Below are 19334 nucleotides of genomic sequence, written 5' to 3'. Positions count from 1 at the left end.
GTCAGCTCACCACGATCTGCGGGATGGAGATCGCAGCGCCAGACGAATCCCGCGTGATCGTCGGCTGCGTGAAGGTCTTCGCCGTGGGCGAGCCGTACGTGAGGTGGTAGCCGTTGATGGCCCCCGAAGGGTCGAGCACGTCGGTCGTGAGGGTTCCCAGGGTCCCGTCCGGCCAGACCACCGCTGCGCTCGTCACGACGCCGTCGGCATTCCGGGTGATGCTGCCCACGATGAGCAGGTCAGGGTTCTTTGCAGCGACGCGGAGGGTGATGAAGGATCGGGCGAGCGCGGTCTTGACGTCGTCGCTGAACTCGTGGGTCTCACCGTCAACCCAGGCAGCAGCGTCCAACTCCGCGACCGGCGTCACGCCGTCGCCGATGCGCTGTAGCTTCGTGTCCTTCTCGTACACCGGTTCACCGTCAGCGGGCACAACCGGCGCGAGCCCTGCCGCTGTGTCTCGACGGATGAAGATCTGCGCGTCGATGGTCTCCATCGGGTCGCTCCGTTCTGCGGGTCAGCCCGCGGGGTCTGGGGTGGGGGAGGGGGAGGGGGACGGCACCACGCAGGAACCGGGGATGTCCTGCGTGGTGCCGTCGGTGAGAAGGAAGCGGAACACGGTGGAGCCGTCGGCCGCCGTGGCGCACGACACGGATGCGACGCCGGTGCCGGTCTGCCCGGCCGGTCCGGGGTCGCCCTGTGCGCCGGTCGCGCCCGGTGCTCCGTGGGCCCCCGGGGCGCCGGGCTGCCCGTCGCTGCCGTTCGAGCCGGCGGCGCCGGTCGCACCTGGGCTGCCGGCCGACCCGGTGTCGCCGACGCACTGGCCGGCGTTTTCGGTGTCGCCGTCGGTGTACGTGACCGTCCACCCCGTCGCCGTGCACAGTGCGAACGCGATGCCGCGGCCGTCGGAGCCGCGGGGGCCGTCGCGGCCGTCCTTGCCGGAGGAGCCGGTCGGCCCGGGCAGCGCCGAGGGCGCGACCGTGGTCGGCTGCACCCCCGACTGCTTCGCCTGCCCGTACAGCTTCGTGTACTCCGAGTACGCGGCGTCGAGCCGGTCCGCCTGTCGGCCGTTCTGCGCGACGAGCGCGCCGATCCGGTCCCGCTGCACGCCGATGGTCTGCGCCTGCGAGACGTACAGCGCGACGAGCACGACGACGATCGCGACGACGGGGATGATGATGACGAGATTCTGCGCGCGGAGCCACCGCGGGCCCCGGGTGAGGAGGTGCCTCATGCGCCACCTCCCCGCAGCGTCGCCCACACCGCGACCGCGGCGGAGACGACGATGCCGGCGACCGACAGCCACGACCCGACCCGGAACTTCGCGGACTCCTTGATCTCCTGCACCGTGCGCTCGAGCGCACGGAACGACTCCTTGGAGACGAACCCGTCGCGGAGCTCCCGGAGGTCACCCTTGATGTCGTCCTTGAACGCCTGCAGGTTCCGGTTCACCTCGCCGAGGGTGACGTCGTCCGGCCGATCGTCGGGCATGCTGACCCCTTCCTGGGGTGTCGTGGTGGTCAGGGCGCCGAGGCGGGCGCGGGCTCGGAGCCGACGATCGCGGGGTCACCGTCGGACACCTTGCGCGGGTCCGGCAGTGCCGTGATCGAGGGGACGCCCGGGTCGGCAGTCGAGCCGGCGTCGATGGTCTTCGCGGCGTCGACGCGGATCTGCACGCCGACCTCCGTCGCGACTGCCTTGAGCGCGGCGGTGAGGAACAGGATCAGCGTCGCCGTGGTGAAGTGCCCGTCGGGGATCGTCGCGATCAGCGCGGACGCGATCGCGCCGACGATCGCGGCGCCGGTCTTCCACCGGCCCGCCCACCGGCCGTCGACGAGCGGCAGCCAGAACGCGGCCCCGGTCGTTGCGACGAGGATGACGAGCTGCAGGATGGTCTGCCAGCCGAGCAAGGCGGTGCCGGATGCGCGGGCGGCGTCGAGGACGCCGAGGATCGCGATGCCGAGCGGGAGCAGGGCGGTGGTGTAGCGCTGGAACATGGCAGGCCTCCTAGGCGTGCAGGGCCGCGCCGAACGCGGCCAGGTTGTCGGTGAGGGAGACGGTGTTGTCGTAGCCGCGCTTGTCGAGCCACCAGACGGCGGCCGGGAGCGCGGCACTGGTGAGGGCGATGAGCAGCACGCGGTTGAACGAGAGGTAGACGGTGCCGTCGCCGTGGGTGTCCTTCACGAGCTCGTACGTGTCCGGCCGGGCTGAGATGTCGATGCCGAACGCGGTGAGGCTGCGCACGACCTGTACCTTCGCCGCGTCCTCGCCGAACTGCTTCCCGACCCAGTACGCGACGTCCGCGAAGTCAGCGGCTGAGAGCGGGCGGCGCTCCATCCGGTCTCGGGACATCCACACGGTGCCGGACGTGTCCCCGTCCTGCTTGACGAGCTCGATGCTGGGCATGTCGTCCTCCTGGACGCTCGTGGCCGCCGGGCGGCCGGTGATGGTGTTCGTGATCGCCCCGGACGAGGCGGCCGGGCGCACGAGCGCCGCGGTGAGGGTGACGCGCTTCGTGACGCGGGCGGCGGACCACTCCTGGTGCCAGGGCTCGCCGAAGCCGGTGCCGGTGTTCGTCCACCCGTACTTCGCGGACACGCGGACCCAGACCCGGTGGTTCGCCGTGGTGAACGATGTGTCGATGCCGGACCAGAGGTCGACCGCGACTGCGTTCCCGTGCGGGCTCGTGCCGGGCACCGCCGCGGTCGCGGCCCCGGCGTTCTTCGCCCACCGCTTCCCGTTCCACCAGACGCCGCCGGAGGCGACGACGTGGTAGCGGGCGTTGAAGTAGTCGATCTGCGTCGCGAGCGGCCGGTAGCCCTCGGCGAGGACGAGCTTCTGCCCGGTCTCCTGCCGGAACTCGGCCGCCGCGGCGAGGAGGTACGGCAGCACCGCGACCGCGATGCGCTGCACCCCGATCGTGGTGATGTCCGCAGTGTTCGGGACGACGACGAGTTCGGCGTCGGTGAGCTGCCCGTTGGCCGACATCAGGCGTCCTTCCGGATGCGGATGGTGCCGGTCACGCTCGGGGTGCCGCCGCCCTGCTTGTAGAACGTGAACGTCGGGGCGGCCGGCTGCAGCAGCATGAACGCGCCCTTCGCCGTGGCGGTGTCGCCGCCGGGCCCGTACTCAGTCCGAAACGCCTCGGTCTCACCCGGCACCTCGAACTGCACGTACCCGGTGCGCGCGGTCGTCGGCTGCTGGACGTTCATCTTGAGCGTCCACGTGATGTCGTAGAGGCCCGGGACGAGCGTGATCTGGTTGTTCGCGAGCGTCGCGAAGTCCCCGCCAGCGGTCTTCCCGCTCACCTTCGTGATCGTCCCCTGCTGGAACGGGCCGCCGTCCGGCACGCCAGCCGCGAGGGTCGAGAACTGCGCGAACCGCATGCTCGGGTTGATCCACCCGGCGGACCCGCCGCCCGCGTCCGCGACGTACAGCCAGCTCGCGAGGGTGTCGGTGTCGTAGAACTCCAGGCCCGGCCACTTCTCGTCGGCGCCGAGCGCCGCCCGATCAGCGGACGTGCCCACCTTGCGGTTGCCGACGAGCGCCGCGAAGTTCGCGATCTGGGACAGGTCGGCGGCGTCGGCGGGGACGCCGTTGCCGGAGTACTGCGGCTGGTGCTTGGGACCCCACGAGTCCTGTGCCATGACGGCTCCTTGCATGCAAAACGCCCGCACGGTGGCGGGCGTGGAAGGGAACGGGATGGGCGGTCAGTAGACCGATGTGATGCGCAGGGCGCCGGACTGGCCGTCCTGCGCGAGGCTGCGGAAGATGTTGAAGCCGCCGTGCGCGACACCGACCCCGGCGGACCCGCCGCCGGCCTTGAGGACGTCGCCGAACCCCGTCGGAAGGGTCGCCCAGCCCGGCGCGACCGGGATCGGCGAGAGCGCGCCGAGCGTCGGCGCCCCGCCGGGGTTCGACTGGTACGGGTGCACTCCGAAGATGGGCGGGTTGCCGTAGATCCGGTCGGCGGAGACGTACACCTGCACCGCCTGGATGCGGGCCCCGGCCGGGATGGTGTCGCTGATCTTCGACCCGTAGAACCAGCAGCCGAGGTCAGAGTCGTCGGCGCGGACCTGCGCCGTCCACCACCGGCCGTTGAACGAGCCGGCGTCCAGGGCGGTGAACACGTCGGCATGGGTCGTCGCGCCGCCGCCGGGCGCCGGTGGGGGATCTGCCGGCTTCGGGGACGTCGACATGACGGCCTCGGCGAACGGCCCCTCACGCCAGCCGATCCGCATCACCTGCCCGGTGGAAGGGGTGACGCCCTGGTTGTACGGGCACACGACCTCGCCGTACGCGGTGTCGAGCGTCACGACCGACGCCGACACCGACTGCACGGTGCCCTTGCCGGGCTTCGCGCCGACGGGCCCCATCATGAACGGCGCGCCGTTGATGAACAGGACGTTGACCGGCTCGTTGACCTCGGGCAGGTAGTCGGAGCCGAACTGCGCCGGTACACGGCCGCCGCCGACGTCGACGAAGCAGCCGGTCGCGGTGGCCGAGACGAACCGGCCGACGAACGCGGTGACGGTCGACTTCTTCGCGAGAGCGAGCTGCAGAGGGGTGAGGTCGTCGTCGGTCACGGCGCGCCCACCTCCAGGGTCGTCTGCTGGTTCGCTCCGGTGCCTCGTCGGATGCCGACGACGCGGCCGATGAACTGCTCTCCGAGCCGGTCGACGGTGAGCACGTCGCCGAGCTCGCGGAGCGGGTTGAGCACCTCGGTGATCGTCACCTGCACCGACTTGAGCTGCGACACCCGGGGCAGCCACTTCGCGACGTACTCCTCGGCCTGCGCCTGGGTCGTGATGAACTGCGACGAGTAGAACGTCGGCCGGCGCCGGTACGGCGACAGGGACCCGTCACGGTTGCGGGTGCGGAGCGGGCCGTCCGTGATCTCCCCGGACGCGAGCACGCCGGCACCTTGCGTCGAGTCGTAGGCGCGGACGACGACCTTGTTGTAGACCGAGTCGTTCGCGAGACCCCGGTTGACGTGCACGAGGGTGCCGTCGTCGCCCCACCGCACGGTGTCGACCGGGTCGGGCCACACGTTCGGCCGCATCGACACGGTGCCGTCCGGGGTGAGGCAGGCGACGGCGTCGAGGGCGTAGTTCGCGACGTCGTAGACACCCTGCAGCCGGTCCTCCTGGTACGCGACCGTCGTCGGGATCGGCGCGTCGGCGACCGACTTCGTCACCTGCAGGCCGGTGAGGCGCTGCACCTCCGCCCACGCCGAGTCGAGCGAGGGCGGGGACCCCGGTGTGTCGAACCGGTCGACCTGCACCCCGTAGAACAGATCCTTGAGGGTGAGGTCGATCCTGTCGCCCTTCGACACGACGCCGCCGTTGAGCACGAAGCGGGTCGTCACGACGGACGGGGTCTCCGCCACCATGTAGCGGCCCATCCGGATTCGTTCAGTGAACCCCGGGCCCGCGGAGACGATCAGGTACACCTCGACCTGCGTGCCGAACGGGGCGAGCAGATCGCTCACCTCGGTCGGCGCGATCGACTCGGCGAAGTCCCCCTGGTAGACGATCGTCGTCGTCCCGGTCGACTGGACGAGCTGCCCAGCGTCGTCGGTGAAGTCCGGGCGCGTGCAGGGAACGTCCTGCAGCACCCGGACTCCGTCGTAGAACACGTCGAGGAGCCACCGGCGGTCGAACGACCCGGCGAGCACGTCGGGTAGGCCGACGGAACAGGTGCGCATGCGGCCTCCGTTCCGGGTCAGCCGGCCAGGCCAGCGAGGTCGTAGTCGGTGTCTCGAGCGAGACGTGTTCGGTACGCCGCGGCGCGAGCGTCGCGCGACGGGTAGGCGGCGTCGATGTCGGACCGGCGCAGCGCGGGGATCACCAGGCCGGGCGCGGGCGGGGCGACCTCGTCGCCCTGCAGGGAGTACCGGATCGCCCGGTTCGCGCCCGACGACTGCCGTTCCGGAGCGAGGCAGCCGAAGAACAGCACCCGGGGGAGCGGGACAGCCGGCGGGGTCCGCAGGCAGACCACGGCCGGGAAGTCCTGCGAGTACCCGCCCCACAGCGCGTCGAACGCATCCGCCTTGTCCTCCGAGACGGATAGCACGATCGTCGCGCCCTGGAGACCGGTCCGCTGGCCGGAGATGACCCGCCCAACGGTCGCGCCCTCGGTGAACACGATCTCGCCCGGCGACGGCCGCACCAGCGAGTGCGTCGACACCGTCCGGACACGCACCCGGATCGCCGACGCCTGCGACAGCGGTTGAGACACCCACGAGTGCTGCTCGTCGACGGTGATCACCGACGAGAGGGTGAACCCGAGCGACTGCCCGTCCCCGTCGAACTGCTCCGCCTGGTACGTCACTGGCACACCGAACGGGACCTCGGCGTCGAGCACGGACGCGCCGCCCACGGCGTAGAGGTTCACCCCGCCGCGGACCTTCATCGTCCGGCCGCTCGCCGTCCGGTACACGGTGACGAGCACCGTGCCGGCGGCGAGCTGGCCGAACTGCACCTGGACCCGCGGGCCGGACGCGTCGTCGATCAGGCGGAGCAGGGGCGCGTTGAAGACCGAGCGCGCGTTCCCACCGTCGAGCACCCGGGTGAACGAGGAGGAGGCGTTGCCGCCGTCGTAGGTGATCACTGGCCGCCTCCCTGCTGTCCGGCGCTGAGCCTGAGCTTGCGCTTCCGGCCGTTGTTCTCGATGTGGAGCTCGATGAGGTCGTCGAGCGTGGACAGGCCGGACTTGTTGACGACCGTGACCGCGACGGGCGCCGCGTCGGACTTCTGCGTGATGGCCTGCATGGTGGCGGCGGGGTCCGAGTTGATCGCCTTGACGACCGATCGGGCGCCCGGGAACGCCATCGCCTGCGCCGACGCGACCTCCTCGCCGATGGACAGCCACGTCGGGATGCTGTCGCTGAACGACGACCCCGACGTGCCCCACACGGAGCCGCCGGAGGTGCCGCCGGTGGCGAACCGCTGGGTGCGGATGCCGTCGACGCCCGCGGTGCCGCCGTGCGCGTTGTACGCCGACTTCGCCACCCCCGGGGCCGCCCCGGAGTTCACCGCCTCCTGCACGAGGACGGTGCGCTGCGTGATCGTCAGCGTCTTCCCCCGCATCCCGTCGATCTGCGCCTGGAGGATCTCGAGCTGCCGCTGCGCCCCAGCGATCGAGGCCTGCATCTCGGTCCGCTTCGACGCCGGCACCGAGTCGATGTTCTGCTTGAGGTTCCGGAGCCGGGCCTCTGCCTCGTCGACGAGCGCCTGCGCCTTCGTGTCGTGCTTGTCGGGCACCGACGCGATGGCGTCCTTGATGTGCTGGATGCCGAAGTCACCCTGCGCCGTGTCGACCTCGAGCTGGGTGGGCTTCACCTTCAGGTTGTCGACGTCGTAGAGCTTGTCGATGTACGCCTGCACCTCGGGGGTCAGGGCACCCTGCGCACGGAGCGCGTCCTCGATGGCCGCCTTCGACTGCTTGTACGCGTCGACGCCGGCCTGGGTGGAGCCCGTGGCCTTCGCCTGAGCCTCGGCCATCTGCTGCGCCGCGGAGACCTGCTGCTGGATCGCCTGCTGGTTCGCGACCGCGGCGGCCGAGTTCCCCTCGATCGCCTTGCCGTTGTCCTTGAACGCGTCCTTGGCCTGGTTCACCGCAGCCGCGACCCCGGTCTGGGCCTGCGCGACCGAGAGCGCCCCGCCGTTGAGCAGCGTGAGCGCGTTCGACAGCAGGCCGGCGGCGTCGTTCTCCATCTGCATGGCCTCGGTCGCGGCCTTCGCCTGCGCGATGTGCTCCCGAGCGCCGGACGCTGCGTCGCGGTACGCCGTCGTCGTCATGCCGTACGCGGCAGCCTGCGACTTCGCCGCGTTCGCCGCGCCGGACGACGCCGAGTTCGCGTCGTCGAGCTGCTTCTTCTCCTTGGCGATGGAGTCGGTCGTGCCCTCGAGCTCGTTCTGCAGCTTCTTGAGCGCGTCGACGTGCTCGCCCGCGATGCGCGCGGCAGCCGACTGGCCGTTCGACCCCATGCGCGCCGCGGCTGCCTGGCCCTCGTACTTCGCGATCTGCTTGTCGAGGATGCTGTTGACCCGCTCCTGCGCGTCGCTGTTCCCCGTGACCGCCGAGGTGAGTTCGGTGAGGTTGAGGCCGTACTGCTTCGCCGTGCCGAGCACGCCGGCCTGCTGCAGGGACTGCGCGGCGAGCTTGGCGGTGTTCTGCCCGATCGCGTTGTTGTCCTGGATCAGCGCCGACGAGTAGTCCGCCGCGGCCTTTGTGTTCTGCTGCGTCGCCGACATCACGACGCCGGTGATCGCCGCGAGGGCGCCGAGGCCGCCGATGACGAGCCCGACGGGGCCGGTCGAGAACGTCAGCGCCCGACCGAGGAGCGTCGTGCTGGCCGCTGCCCCGGATGCCGCAGCACCCTGCGCGCTCGTCGCTGCGGCGTTCGCTGAGGCCGATGCGGCGGCGCTCCACTGGCCTGCGCTGACACGGGCCCACGTCGCCGCGAGCGAGGTGGCGCCCGCGTCGACCCCGGCGAGGATCGCGTTGACCCCCTTCCAGAGCTGGAAGGCGAGGAACGCCCCTCCGGCGCCGACGGCGATCGCGGGGAGCACGGGGCCGAGGTTCGACAGCCCGGTCAGGAGGTTGCCGACACCCTCGACGAGGGTGAGCACGACGGGCCCGGCGGGCCGCATGGCGCCGATGAAGTTGACGACGCCGCCGATGAGCGACCCGAAGGCGCTGTTGAGCTGCGGGAGATCGTGGCCGGCGTCGTTCACGAACCGGACGAACCCGTCCGTGCTGCCCGCCCACCGGCGGAACGCGGACGCCCCGGACTCGACGGTGTTCTCCACCGACACGAGCAGGGGGCGCATCACGAGGAGGCCGGTGACGGCCCCGCCGACGATGTCCGCACCGGCCCGACCCGCTGAGGAGCCGAGCTCGCGGACGAGGCTGTTGAGCGCCGGCAGGTTGCCGGTGACCGACCGCTCGGCGCGACCGAAGTCGTCGAGCACGGCGACCGCGGCGGTGTTCGAAAGGGAGTCGAGGTCGCCCTTGAGGTTGTTGAGGACGCCCGAGAACTGCTCGCCGACGGCGGTCCCGGACTTCACGGCCTGCACGGCGCCGACGATGCCGAGCCCCGCGGCGCCACCCATGCCGACGAGCGCACCACCGTAGGCCACGGCGGCGGAGGTCGCGGCGGGGAGGATCGCGACGGCCGCGCCGATGCCGGTCGCGACCCAGCCGGCGAGCGAGCCGACCTTCTCCTGGCTCGAGGAGAGCGAGTTCGACGCGGCAGCCTGAGCGATCGCCGACGCCGTCGCCGCCTGCTGGGCCTGGTCGAGCTGCTCCTGCGACATGCCCGCCCGGCGTGCGGCGGCCGAAGCGCGCTCGAGGGCCTCGTCGAGGGCGAGCTGCGCCCCGGCGAGCTGCAGAGCGGTCGCGCGACCGGTGCTGCGGAGCGCGTCGAGGCGCATCTGCGCGATCGAGGCGCGGCGGGCGGCCTGTTCGGCTGCACGCTGAGCAGCCGCGAGGGTCGTCTCACCGGCGGTCGCCTGGGCGGCGGACTGGGCGGTGTTCTCCTGGGCCTCAGCGACGGCCTCCTGCGCGACTGCGCTGGACGACGCCGCAGCGACCGCCTGGATGTAGGCGGCAGCGAGGGCCGACTGCGAGACCGCGGCGGCCTCGGTGGCGTGCGTGACCTCGTCGACCGACTCCGCCTCGACCTGAGCGGACGCGGCGGTCGCGGCCTGGGCAGCAGCGAGGCCAGCCTCGGCAGCGGCGGCGGTCGCTGCGGAGGACGCGACGTCGTCGTGGCCGTCGGCGACGGCCTCCTGGGCGCCGGCCGCCGCCGACGCGGCGGTGACGGCCTCGATGTACGCAGCCGCGAGAGCGGACTGCGACGCAGCGGACGCCTGTGCCGCGTGCGCGGCCTCGTCCTGGCTGTCCGCTGCTGCCTCGGCGGACCCGGCGGCCGTGGTCTGTGCGGTGGCGAGGGCGCTCTCCGCGGCGGCTGCCTGAGCGGCAGCGTGCGCGACGTCCTCGTGAGCGTCAGCGACGCCCTGCTCGGCGGCCTCGAGGGCCGCAGCGGCGGCGACAGCCTGCGCCCCGACCTCGGCGGCGCCCACGCCGGTGGTGTGCTGGTCGACGTTGATGTCGACCGTGACCGACTCGGCACCGATCGCCCGAGCGAACGCGGCGAACGCGAGGAGCTGCTCCTCGGCGTGGGCGGTGTCCGCGTCGACCGTGATCGTCGGGCTGATCGTGCCGAGCTCGCGGGCCTGCTCCTTGGCGTGCGCGATCTTCCGGTCCCAGTCGGAATCATCGATGCGCAGGAAGCCGGTGATGCCGCCGATCTCGGTGTCACTCATCGGCGGGCTCCTCGTCGTCAGGGGTGTGGAAGTGCGCGCCGAGCAGGGACGCCGGTATGGACGTGACGCCGCGGCCGGTCACGATGTGCTCCTCGAGGCCGAGCAGCCCGGACACGAGGTGGGCGAACTCGCGCCACGTGTGCGTGCGCAGGACCGTGGTGAGGCGGAGGCCGAGGTGGTGCTGCATGTCGAACGCGAGGAGGTCGAGGCGCTGCACGATCCGCCCCCAGTCGGCGGTCGTGCGGCTCGCGGTGACCTCGGCCGGCACCTCGTACCACTCCCACGTGCCGGTCAGCTCGTCGTACTCGCCTCGTCCGTACTGGTCGATGGCGTCGAGACCCTCGCCAGCAGGCCCGCCTGCAGCAGGGCGTTCTGCGCTTTTGGGTCGGCGGCGTTCCAGACGGTCTCGGCGATCTCGCGGCCTGCGAAGGCCTCAGCGAGCGCGGTCTGCGCGGCGTGCGCGATGACGCCCGGGTGGACGCCGTCGGCGCGCATGTCGCCGAGCGCGGTGCCGAGGAAGGTGACGAGGTAGTCCTCGTCGTCGATGCGGTCCGCCTCGGTGAGCTCGCCGGCCTCGAGCTTCGCCAGGTAGATGCGGTACCGGAGTACGTCGCTGGCGACGGCGGGCGGGATCTCGTACTTCTTCTCCCGGATCGGGAGCACGAGCGGGTCGGCGAGTTCGTAGTAGTCGCGGAACGTCATGAGCTGGGGACTCCTTGCGTGAGGGGTGGGGACTGGTGGGGGAAGGCCGGGGCCGCCGCGTCCCCAGAGACGGCGGCCCCGGGGTCTCACGCGGCGCGGGTGTACGCGAACGCCGTGGCGTTCGGGCCGACGGGCGTCGTGACCGTGATCGCGGCCGAGCCGGCCGAACCGGACGGGAGGACCGCGATGATGAGCGAGTCGTTGATGACCTCGAACGACGACGCGTTCGTCGCGCCGAACTTGACGCCGGTCGCGCCGGTGAAGTTCGAGCCGGTGATCGCGACCCCCTCGCCGGTGCCCTGCCCGCCGGGGGTGGCGCCGATGACGACCGGGGCCTTCGTCGCCTGGTACGGGTTCGGGATGTCGATCTGCAGCGGCACGTCCGTGCCGGTGAAGGTGACCGTCGCCTGCTCGAGGTTCTTGACGCCCGTGTTCGAGCGCTTCCAGGTCACCAGCGCGACGCCCTGGTTCGCCTCGGGGCCGCCGGACTTGTCGAACCAGCGGACACCGACGCGCGCCTGGTCCTCGAACCGGCCGATGCGGGAACGGACGAGCTCCTGGGCGGGGTCGTAGACACCGCCGTTCTTGCGGCGGAAGAAGCCGACCTCGGCCGACCAGTCCTGCATCGTGACCTCGGACGAGGCCCACCCGTCGGTGTCGTAGTCGGACGCGTCCTCGAGGTTCGGGTTCACGTTCGGGGCGAAGTCGTTCATGCCGCGGAAGCGCAGCCACCCACCGGCGAGGGTGAGGTCGGCCGTGACTTCGCAGGCGAACTTGCGTGCGAGCGCAGTGCTCATGGGATGTGCCTCCTGAGGCGGTGTGTGGGCATGCGGAAGTGCCCCCACGGGGGAGGGCTGGTCTGGGGACCTACCGGCTCAGGGCCGGTGACTGGTGGGCGGCCACTCGACGACGACGTCGTACTGGTCCGCGCGCTCCTTGCGGAGCTGCTCGTCCTGGCCCATCGGCACGCTGTTGCGGCGGAGGCACTGGACGATGAGGGCGTCCCCGGCGGGCTGCTGGGTGAGGCCGTGGAGGACGCCGAAGACGGCGTAGCCGAGGTCGTCGACGGAGGCGGGCTGGTTCGGGAGGCCCTTCATCGCGACCTGCAGGATGCCGTCGCCCTGCGTGATCTCCGGGTGCTGGTCGGTGTCGACCCAGTTGAGGATGAGCTGCGGGTTGTCGACGGGGCGCTCGGTGCCGCGGAAGATCGCGACGTCGTCCGGACCGTACGTGGCGGTGCCGGGCGACCAGACGCCGACGCCGGCCGCGTCGAGGAGCTCGGCGACGGCGGTGAGGAGCTGCGAGACGGGGGACGCGGGGATCGTCACAGGCGCTCCTCGAACACTCGTGCGCACGCGCGCAGGGCGGGGTCGCGGGCCTCGACGATGCCCGTGGTCAGGTAGAAGGACTGCCCGTGGGTGTGCTTCAGCGGCGCGCCGCGCATGCCCCATCGGTAGTAGACGCCGAACTCCTGGTACCGGGCGTACGGGCCGCCGTACCGGATGGTCGCCTCGTGACCGACCGCGGTGACGCTGGGGGAGCCGACGAGGTGGCCCATCTCGACGGGCACCTTCGGGGTGACGACCTGCCGGACGACCTCCATGCCGGCGGCGACCGCGGGGGTGACGGCGGCGGCCTTCCGGGCTTGCAGGCCGTCCCAGTCGAAGGAGTCCTCCCACTCGATCGACACGGCGGCTCCGATCAGGTGAGGGCGATCTGCACGTGGTCCGGGAGGTCGAGGCTGCCGGAGTCGTAGACGGTCGCGGCGAGGATGCGCGCGGGCCGCCCGCGGACGGTGACCTTCGACCCGGCGGTGAGCGTGCCGGCGTGCTCGGGCGGCGCGTACACGGGCGCGGCGACGACGAGCTGCTCGCCGGTTGCGGTCCGTGCGATCTTCGTGCCGCCGTCGATGAAGCACGGCACGTCGACGGGCGCCGCGTAGGCGACGCCGTTGCCGCCCTCGCCGAGGTACGTCTCGACGGTGATCGTGTGGACCCAGAAGTCTTCGAGCTCGTCCATCAGATGACCCGGACGCTCTGGCTGATGAGGCCGCGGTTCTGCAGCCGCCGGAGGGCGGCGGGGACGAGCGACACGGCGGCGTCCGCTCGAGCGGCGGCGGCTTGCGCGGCTCCGGCGTACTCGAAGGACGCGGTGCCGACCTTCGCCGAGGTCTTGATGCCGCCCTGCACGACGCCGCCCGCGTACGGCTTGATCCCGAGCGTCACCCAGGCCGCGGCCTGGATGCACGTCGCGTCGGTGAGGGCCTGCCGGACGGCGGGATCGGACGCGAGCCCGGTCGCCGTGTCGGTGTCGTAGACCGCGGTGATGGTCGCGCGGAGCACGATGTCGCTGCACGCCTCGAGCGTGAACGCGATGTCGGCGGGCGCGGCAGGGGCGCCGGGGAGTGCGGCGTAGTCCTCCGGGGAGGCCAGCGTGTCCGGGATGATGCTGCTGGTCATGCTGGCCTCCTCGGCGGTGGGTGGTGCTAGCGGGTGGTCGGCAGGCCGCGGAGGACCGCGTGGGCCTTCTCGTTGCCGTACTCGAGGCCGATCTCGCCGTAGAGCTGGACGCGGTCGGACGCGCCGATCTTCGCCAGGTCTTCCTGGAAGAAGTGGCCCTTGCCCGGGATCTCGAGGAACCGCGGGGTGAGCTGCTCCATCGAGAGCACGACGAGGGCGTCGGCCGGGACCCACCGGTTGAGCATGATGTTCATGCGACCGAAGTCGGTCTCGAGGGTCTGGAAGTTGACCCCGCCGACGTTGCGGTCCGCGACCAGGTTGTTCGCGTTCGCCGCGTAGGCGTTCGAGATGTTCCGCTTCTGCGAGGAGCCGACCATGATCGTCGCGGTCTCGCCCTCGGCGATGCCGCCGTTGTCGTAGGCGAGCTGGAACACGTCGTCGTAGGCCGACTTCGTCGGGGCGTCCCCGTCGAGCTTGTAGAGGCTCACGGTGGCGGTACCGACGGTGATCGGCTGGCCGCCCTTGGTCGCGGCGACCTTGAACGACCCCGAGGCCTTGCCGACGACGAAGTAGACGCGGTTGCGGCTGATCGCGGTGGACGCGCCGGTGTCGGTGAAGACGACCTTGTCGTCGTTCGACAGGGTCGTCGACGCCTCGGTGATCGTGTCCGTCGCGGCCGACAGGGCCGAGTGGGACTCGCCGAGGTTGACGACGTTGGTCGTGATCGCCTCGAGCAGGCCCCGGGTCTTGCGGACGTCCGTGTTGTCGGCCGGCTTGTTGTACCGGCCACGGATGAACGACGCCTCGACGTCGCGGGCGACCTGCTTGAGCGCCTTCTCGACCTGCCACGGCAGCTCCGAGGTCACCGGGTTGGTGCCGTCGATGTTCGCCCCGTTGCGCTGGCCGGTCGCGGCCTGCTTCGTGTAGCTGACCTCGACGGTCTCCTGGTGGATCTCGACCACGTTGTCGACGTTGAACCGCACGCGGTTCTCCGACGGCTGCGCGGGCGCACCCTCGACGCGCTGGCGGTTCTCGTCCGGGTCGCGCAGGTCGTAGCCCTGCCACTCGATCGTGGTCGACGTGGTCTGCTCACCGCCGGTGAGGCCGCCGATCGCGGAGAGGAGCGGGGTGTCTTCCGGGGAGACTCCGAAGAGCTCACCGACGAAGTTCGGCAGGTTGTAGGTGGTCCCCTGCCCAACGATTCCAGGCATGTGCTGGCCTTTCTGGTTGGTTGGCTAGCCCTGAGCGGCTCGCTGCCGGGCGGCGGCGATGGCCTGCTTGAGGCGGATGGTCTCCGTGAAGTTCTTCGCCTTCGTCGCGGCTGCGAGCTGCGCCTCGAGCGACTGCACGGTGGCTCCCTGGTGTTCGCCGCCACCTGAGCGGGAAGGGGTTGCCTTGAGGGCGGCGTTGTCCTGCAGCGCCTTGGTGATGGCCGCGGTGATCGCGGCCCCATCGGTCGGCTCTACCGACGCGATGGTGGTCTTGAACTGCTCGTTGTTGAGCAGCAGGTCGGTGTTCGCTTCGCGCGCCGCGGGGGAGCGGAGCACGGCGATGGTGAGGTTCGCGGCCTTCACGTCGGCCTGCGCCTTCGTGAGGTCGCCGTCCTTGGCCTGCACCTGGCCGGAGAGCTCGGTGACCTTCTCGGCGAGCTTCGCGGGGTCGGTCTCCTGCTGCTCACCGCCGCCGAGCAGCTTCGCGAACTCGGCGAGGGTGTCCTTCTTCGCCTTCTCCGCGGCCTCGGCGATCGCCGTGTCGGTCTTCGTCTTCGCGGCGGCGAGGTCGCCGCGGAGGTTCTCGACGAGGCGGTACGCGCGCTCGGGGTCGAAGTTGTCCTTGGTCCACGGGGCGTCGGCACCGGCGGCGCCGGTCTGGTCGCCCGCGCCAGCAGCAGCGGCAGCCGCTGCGTCGGCCTGGCCGGCGGCGGCAGCCGGTCCGGCGCCGCCCTCTCCGCCCTCGTAGCGGATGCCCATGAGGTCGTGGCGGGTGCGGCCGATGACGGCGAGGCCGTCGCGGTCGGCGACGACGGGGAGTGCGGTGCTGGGGACGGTGCGGGTCACGGGAGCCTCCTGGGTTCCTCGGGGGTGGTGTCCGACGCCTGGTCGGACGTGGGTAGGTCGGTGATGGGGCCGAGCGGCCACCGGTTCTCGGTCACAGGTCGTCCTCGAGCACGACGCGCTCGATACGTGCAGTCGTCACCCGGCACAACCCGATCGCGAGCTCCGCGGATGTGCCCTCGGCGGCGATGTACCCGCTGATGTTGTCGACGGGGTCGAGCGTGGGATCCGGCTGGAACCGGGACGCCTGGAAGCCGAGCACCCAGCCGCGCGAGTGGTAGCCGGTGTGCTCGTCGGCGACGTGCGCAGCGACGGCCGCTTCGAGAACGGCGAGGGTCTCGGCGCTCACGGGGCCTCCTGTAGCTGGTCGACGTCGACGCGGGTGTTGCAGCAGCCGTCGATGGACTGCAGGAACCGGGAGTGCGCGGACGTCGCGACGACGGTCCAGACGCGCTCCTGGTGGATCACGGTCGCGCCGACGCCGAGGATCACCTCAGGTGCTCCGGCGCGAACAGCCCGCGGTTGCCGCGCATCTGCACATCCTCGAGCGCGGTGAGCGCGAGCGCCTTGTTGCGGCCGGCGGGCACCCGACGGTCGATCTCGGTGCCGAGGTCGACGATGCGGTCGCGGAGGGCGACGACGTCCTCGTGCTCGCTCGCGGTGAAGAACCGCTCGATCGCGACGTCACGCAGCGGGTCGCCCGTCGGGACCTCGTCCGCGGTCGTGCGGGACCGGACCATCGCGATGACGGCCTGTGCGTCCTCGGACGTGAGGGTCCGCCCGCGGAGGCGCTCGATGATGTCGTCGACGTTGGTGCTCATGGTGGCCTCCTGGGGTCAGCTGGTGAAGAGCGGGATCTGCGCGTATGCGTCGCGGAGGTGCGGCTGCTCGCGCCGTGAGTTGCGGGAGAGGTCGTCGCGGCTGTTGACGTGGTCGCGGAGCCGCTTCTGCGCCGCCCGGACCTTCGCCTTCGCGTCGGCGGCCCGGTCGCCGTCGAGCGCGTTCTCCTGCTGCCGCTTCGCCTTCCGCACCGCGAGCTCGAGGCGGCGTTGCTTCTGCACGGCGCGGTAGCGGGCCTCGTGTGCGGGCGTCCACTCCTGCCGGGGCGGGAGGACGCTGATGCCGGGGAACACGGCGGTGAGGTAGTGGCGGCAGTTCGGGTGGAACAGGCCGCGTGTGCGCGCCTCCGCGATCGTCGCGTCGACGTGCATCTCCGGGGCCGCGACCGGGCCGTCGGTGAGCACGGCGCCCTGCCAGGGCAGGCACAGCGGGCACGGGGAGCCGACGTCGGAGACGGTGAAGTAGCGGACCCCGATCGCGTGCATCCGCTCGAGGTGCGACGCGTTGAACGCGCGGGCCGCCGCGGTCCGGACCGCCATCTCCGTGTACGCCGACAGCGACCACTCGCGGCCGGACTTGTCGGTGAACCCGGTGATGCCATTCGACGTGAAGTCTCGCCACGCGATCGCCTGCGCCTGCGCGGGGGTGAGTTCGAAGTCGAGCACCTGCACGCGGGCGGCCTGCGGGGCGAGCATCTTGTAGATGTCGTTGTCGAGGCGGGTGATGCGGCGGCGCACGTCCTGCAGGTCGGAGACCAGGGACTCGCGGATCGCGGCCTCGGCGCGCACCGACGTCGGGACGCTGAGGTCGAAGTCCCGCGGCCGTCCCGCCGGCACGAGCGCCGAGCCCGGAGGCCGGCGAGGCGGGATGCCGCCGGGCGTCCCCCTGAACGCGCCCGCCGGCAGCTCGCGGCCGAGGACCCGACGGATGCGACCCTCGATCGCCTTCTGCGCGCCCCCGTCGGTGAGCTGGACGATGTCCGCCAGCACCTCCCGCTCGGCGGTCGCGGCGCCGTCGACCAGCTCCCCGTCGATCACCTCGTCGACGAGCGGGGGCACGCGCCGGTCGAGCGCCCGGGCGATCGCGAGCGCGACGCGACGGATCGCGGGCCGGGCCGCCTCGACTGAGGAGGCCCGGCGCAGGATCTCGGTGATCTGGTCGAGCAGCTCCGACTCAGCGGTGATGTGCAGCGCGACGAGCGCGGCGACGGCCTCAGCGGTCGGTCGGCGCTGCTCCGGCTGCTGCCCCTGCGGGCTGCTGCTGCTCGCCATCGTCGGGCTCCTCGTCCTCTGGTGCCTCGAACAGCGGTGACGCGGGGTCGCGCATCTGGCCGAGACTCTCCTCGTCGCGGATGCGGGCGACCTCGGCGGCGATCTCCTCCTCGGGGACCTGACCGGCCATCCGCACGCGGGTGAGGATCGACACGGACCGGGCACCGTCGAGCATCCCGATCGTCTGCGCGTTCTTGAGCGGGTCGACCTGCGACACCTCGGCGAACTCGACGTCGGGCAGCTCGTCGTACCAGCCGCCGCCCTTGCCGGGGAACACGGCGCCGTCGATCGCGAGGGCGACCTGCGCGAGCTCGGCGAGGGCCGGCTTCGCGTAGAGCGCCTTCTTGTCGCGGGTGCGCTCCGAGTCGGACAGGTCCGCGGACACCTCGGTGGCGGTCTTCGCGCCCTGCTGAACGTCGCGGAGACCGAGGTGCACGGGCGAGTAGCCGCACATCGTCGCGATCTCCCGCTTGAGGGCGTCGATCGTGTCGAGGTGCTGCTGCACGCGGATCTCGAACTGCGTCTCGACGATCTGGTCGCCGAGCTTGTCCGAGCTGCCGAGCGCCTGCACGCCGACGTACACGGTGCGGTTGACGTCGAACTTCGCGCCCTCGCCGGGCTTGCCGGTCTCGAGGAACTGCTCGGGGACGGTGAGCCGCCCCTGCCCGTTCTCGAGGTCGCGCATGAGCGACGACCAGGCCTGGTCGATCTTGTCGAACAGATCCTCGATGCCGGCGTAGTCGGACCGGCCGAGGTTCGCGAGCGGGCCCAGCTTCCGCCAGTCCCGCGAGGGACGGACGTTCGGCATGTACCGCACCGCGAGGCGGGGCACGCCCGTCGCGACGGTGATCGTCGGGTTGTCGAGCTCCACGAGCTCCGGGGCATCCGCGAACGGTTCGAGCTCGGCCGCGGAGCGGAGGCCCTCGTAGTGCGCCGTCTCGGGGAGGGTGCGCATCGGGACGAGGGGGCCGAGGTTGCCGGGGCCGCCCTCGTGCAGCTCGTAGGTGATGAGGCCCGGCTCGTGCCGCTCGAGGAGCCGGTACAGGGCGCCGCCCTGCGCGGTAGTGTCGTACTCCGTCCACAGGGTGACCGCGGTGAGTACGCCGTAGCGGAACTCGGGGATCGCGCAGTCGTGGTGGAACGCGCGGAACCAGACGTGGTCGCGGAGCGTGGCGTCCCAGGTGACGGCGAAGTAGGTGCCGCCGGAGGACGCGGCGAGCTCGCCGCCGTTGAGCAGCTCGGCGTGCGCCTCGTCGGACCCCATGATCGTGTCGAGGCGGTCCTGCGCGGGGTGCTTCCACGCGGCCTGCTGCTGCCGCTGCTCGTCGGTCGCGTTCGGGACCGTGTCCGGCTTCGGGTAGCGGATCTTCGGCGCCTCGGCGAACAGCAGGTCCGAGGAGAGCTGCGCGATGTCCGCGGGGACGGGGAGGTGCATCTTCATGCGGCCGTCCGCGGTGTCCTGCGGCTGCCCCCACCACATCTTCGACAGGGCACCGATCACGCCGCCGCGGTGCGGGACGCTGCCGCGGTGGTGCGTCGTCGGGACGCCCTTCCCGCCGTAGATGCCGGCGAGGGTGGCGGTGTCGCCGCAGTACCAGGCGTCGTGCTCGGCGAACCGGGCGAACGCGGTGTCGAACGGCTGCGGGGGCCACACGTCGGCGGGCTGCGGCATCGGGG

The 19334-nt window shown here is 71.6% G+C and carries 24 protein-coding genes; all 24 read right to left on the bottom strand.

All coding sequences use genetic code 11. The annotated features are described in order from the left end of the window. Position 1: 1 nt before the first annotated feature. A complete protein-coding gene (locus QOL15_RS14790) occupies positions 2-493 on the bottom strand; it encodes a hypothetical protein (RefSeq protein ID WP_071245362.1) in 492 nt (163 codons plus the stop codon). A gap of 21 nt (positions 494-514) precedes the next feature. Beyond that, positions 515-1231, bottom strand: a complete 717-nt coding sequence (locus tag QOL15_RS14785) for a collagen-like protein (protein WP_071245360.1) — start codon at positions 1229-1231, stop codon at positions 515-517. Beyond that, entirely contained in the window at positions 1228-1488 is a 261-nt protein-coding gene (locus QOL15_RS14780) for a hypothetical protein (RefSeq protein WP_065961294.1), read from the bottom strand. Before QOL15_RS14780 ends, QOL15_RS14785 begins: the two co-directional genes overlap by 4 nt. Positions 1489-1517: 29 nt before the next feature. Beyond that, positions 1518-1994, bottom strand: a complete 477-nt coding sequence (locus tag QOL15_RS14775) for a hypothetical protein (protein WP_071245358.1) — start codon at positions 1992-1994, stop codon at positions 1518-1520. A 10-nt stretch (positions 1995-2004) separates the two neighbouring features. Beyond that, entirely contained in the window at positions 2005-2985 is a 981-nt protein-coding gene (locus QOL15_RS14770) for a D-alanyl-D-alanine carboxypeptidase family protein (protein WP_071245356.1), read from the bottom strand. Then, entirely contained in the window at positions 2985-3644 is a 660-nt protein-coding gene (locus QOL15_RS14765; RefSeq protein WP_071245354.1) for a hypothetical protein, read from the bottom strand. Before QOL15_RS14765 ends, QOL15_RS14770 begins: the two co-directional genes overlap by 1 nt. A 63-nt stretch (positions 3645-3707) precedes the next feature. Then, the gene (locus QOL15_RS14760) at positions 3708-4583 is read right to left on the bottom strand and encodes a hypothetical protein (RefSeq protein ID WP_071245352.1); all 876 of its coding nucleotides are present in this window, start codon (positions 4581-4583) and stop codon (positions 3708-3710) included. Next, positions 4580-5704, bottom strand: a complete 1125-nt coding sequence (locus tag QOL15_RS14755) for a hypothetical protein (RefSeq protein ID WP_139197241.1) — start codon at positions 5702-5704, stop codon at positions 4580-4582. Before QOL15_RS14755 ends, QOL15_RS14760 begins: the two co-directional genes overlap by 4 nt. Positions 5705-5721: 17 nt before the next feature. Continuing rightward, positions 5722-6609 (bottom strand): hypothetical protein, encoded by an 888-nt coding sequence (locus QOL15_RS14750; RefSeq protein WP_071245347.1) that lies wholly within the window; start codon positions 6607-6609, stop codon positions 5722-5724. Continuing rightward, positions 6606-10331 (bottom strand): hypothetical protein, encoded by a 3726-nt coding sequence (locus QOL15_RS14745; RefSeq protein ID WP_071245345.1) that lies wholly within the window; start codon positions 10329-10331, stop codon positions 6606-6608. Before QOL15_RS14745 ends, QOL15_RS14750 begins: the two co-directional genes overlap by 4 nt. Further along, entirely contained in the window at positions 10324-10599 is a 276-nt protein-coding gene (locus QOL15_RS14740; RefSeq protein ID WP_071245344.1) for a hypothetical protein, read from the bottom strand. Before QOL15_RS14740 ends, QOL15_RS14745 begins: the two co-directional genes overlap by 8 nt. A gap of 23 nt (positions 10600-10622) precedes the next feature. Beyond that, on the bottom strand, positions 10623-11033 hold the full coding sequence (locus QOL15_RS14735; RefSeq protein ID WP_071245342.1) for a hypothetical protein: 411 nt from the start codon (positions 11031-11033) through the stop codon (positions 10623-10625). Between the two features lie 86 nt (positions 11034-11119). Next, positions 11120-11830 carry a phage tail tube protein gene (locus QOL15_RS14730; protein WP_071245340.1) on the bottom strand — a complete coding sequence of 237 codons (711 nt, stop codon included), beginning with the start codon at positions 11828-11830 and terminating at the stop codon, positions 11120-11122. Between the two features lie 78 nt (positions 11831-11908). Then, positions 11909-12361, bottom strand: a complete 453-nt coding sequence (locus QOL15_RS14725; RefSeq protein WP_071245338.1) for a hypothetical protein — start codon at positions 12359-12361, stop codon at positions 11909-11911. Then, entirely contained in the window at positions 12358-12723 is a 366-nt protein-coding gene (locus QOL15_RS14720) for an HK97 gp10 family phage protein (RefSeq protein ID WP_065961270.1), read from the bottom strand. The genes QOL15_RS14725 and QOL15_RS14720 overlap by 4 nt, the downstream gene beginning before the upstream one ends. Positions 12724-12734: 11 nt before the next feature. After that, positions 12735-13052: a hypothetical protein gene (locus QOL15_RS14715; protein ID WP_071245336.1), complete on the bottom strand. Its 318-nt coding sequence runs from the start codon at positions 13050-13052 to the stop codon at positions 12735-12737. Further along, positions 13052-13492 (bottom strand): hypothetical protein, encoded by a 441-nt coding sequence (locus tag QOL15_RS14710; protein WP_071245335.1) that lies wholly within the window; start codon positions 13490-13492, stop codon positions 13052-13054. The genes QOL15_RS14715 and QOL15_RS14710 overlap by 1 nt, the downstream gene beginning before the upstream one ends. Before the next feature lie 26 nt (positions 13493-13518). Then, positions 13519-14703 (bottom strand): DUF5309 family protein, encoded by a 1185-nt coding sequence (locus tag QOL15_RS14705; RefSeq protein ID WP_071245333.1) that lies wholly within the window; start codon positions 14701-14703, stop codon positions 13519-13521. Between the two features lie 24 nt (positions 14704-14727). After that, positions 14728-15549: a hypothetical protein gene (locus QOL15_RS14700; protein WP_071245331.1), complete on the bottom strand. Its 822-nt coding sequence runs from the start codon at positions 15547-15549 to the stop codon at positions 14728-14730. Positions 15550-15640: 91 nt separating this feature from the next. Beyond that, positions 15641-15895, bottom strand: coding sequence for a hypothetical protein (locus QOL15_RS14695; protein WP_071245329.1), 255 nt, complete (start codon positions 15893-15895; stop codon positions 15641-15643). Continuing rightward, positions 15892-16038, bottom strand: coding sequence for a hypothetical protein (locus tag QOL15_RS14690; RefSeq protein WP_175473788.1), 147 nt, complete (start codon positions 16036-16038; stop codon positions 15892-15894). Before QOL15_RS14690 ends, QOL15_RS14695 begins: the two co-directional genes overlap by 4 nt. Next, on the bottom strand, positions 16035-16367 hold the full coding sequence (locus tag QOL15_RS14685; RefSeq protein WP_071245327.1) for a hypothetical protein: 333 nt from the start codon (positions 16365-16367) through the stop codon (positions 16035-16037). The genes QOL15_RS14690 and QOL15_RS14685 overlap by 4 nt, the downstream gene beginning before the upstream one ends. 15 nt (positions 16368-16382) lie before the next feature. Continuing rightward, positions 16383-17657: a phage minor capsid protein gene (locus tag QOL15_RS14680; protein ID WP_071245325.1), complete on the bottom strand. Its 1275-nt coding sequence runs from the start codon at positions 17655-17657 to the stop codon at positions 16383-16385. Further along, complete coding sequence (locus tag QOL15_RS14675; protein WP_071245322.1) at positions 17599-19329, bottom strand: phage portal protein; 1731 nt, start codon at positions 19327-19329, stop codon at positions 17599-17601. Before QOL15_RS14675 ends, QOL15_RS14680 begins: the two co-directional genes overlap by 59 nt. Positions 19330-19334: the final 5 nt, after the last annotated feature.

This window comes from Curtobacterium sp. MCBA15_012 (assembly GCF_001864935.2).
Taxonomy (GTDB): domain Bacteria; phylum Actinomycetota; class Actinomycetes; order Actinomycetales; family Microbacteriaceae; genus Curtobacterium.
The sequence above is the reverse complement of the archived record's forward strand: the minus strand, read 5'-3'. Positions and strand labels throughout refer to the sequence as shown.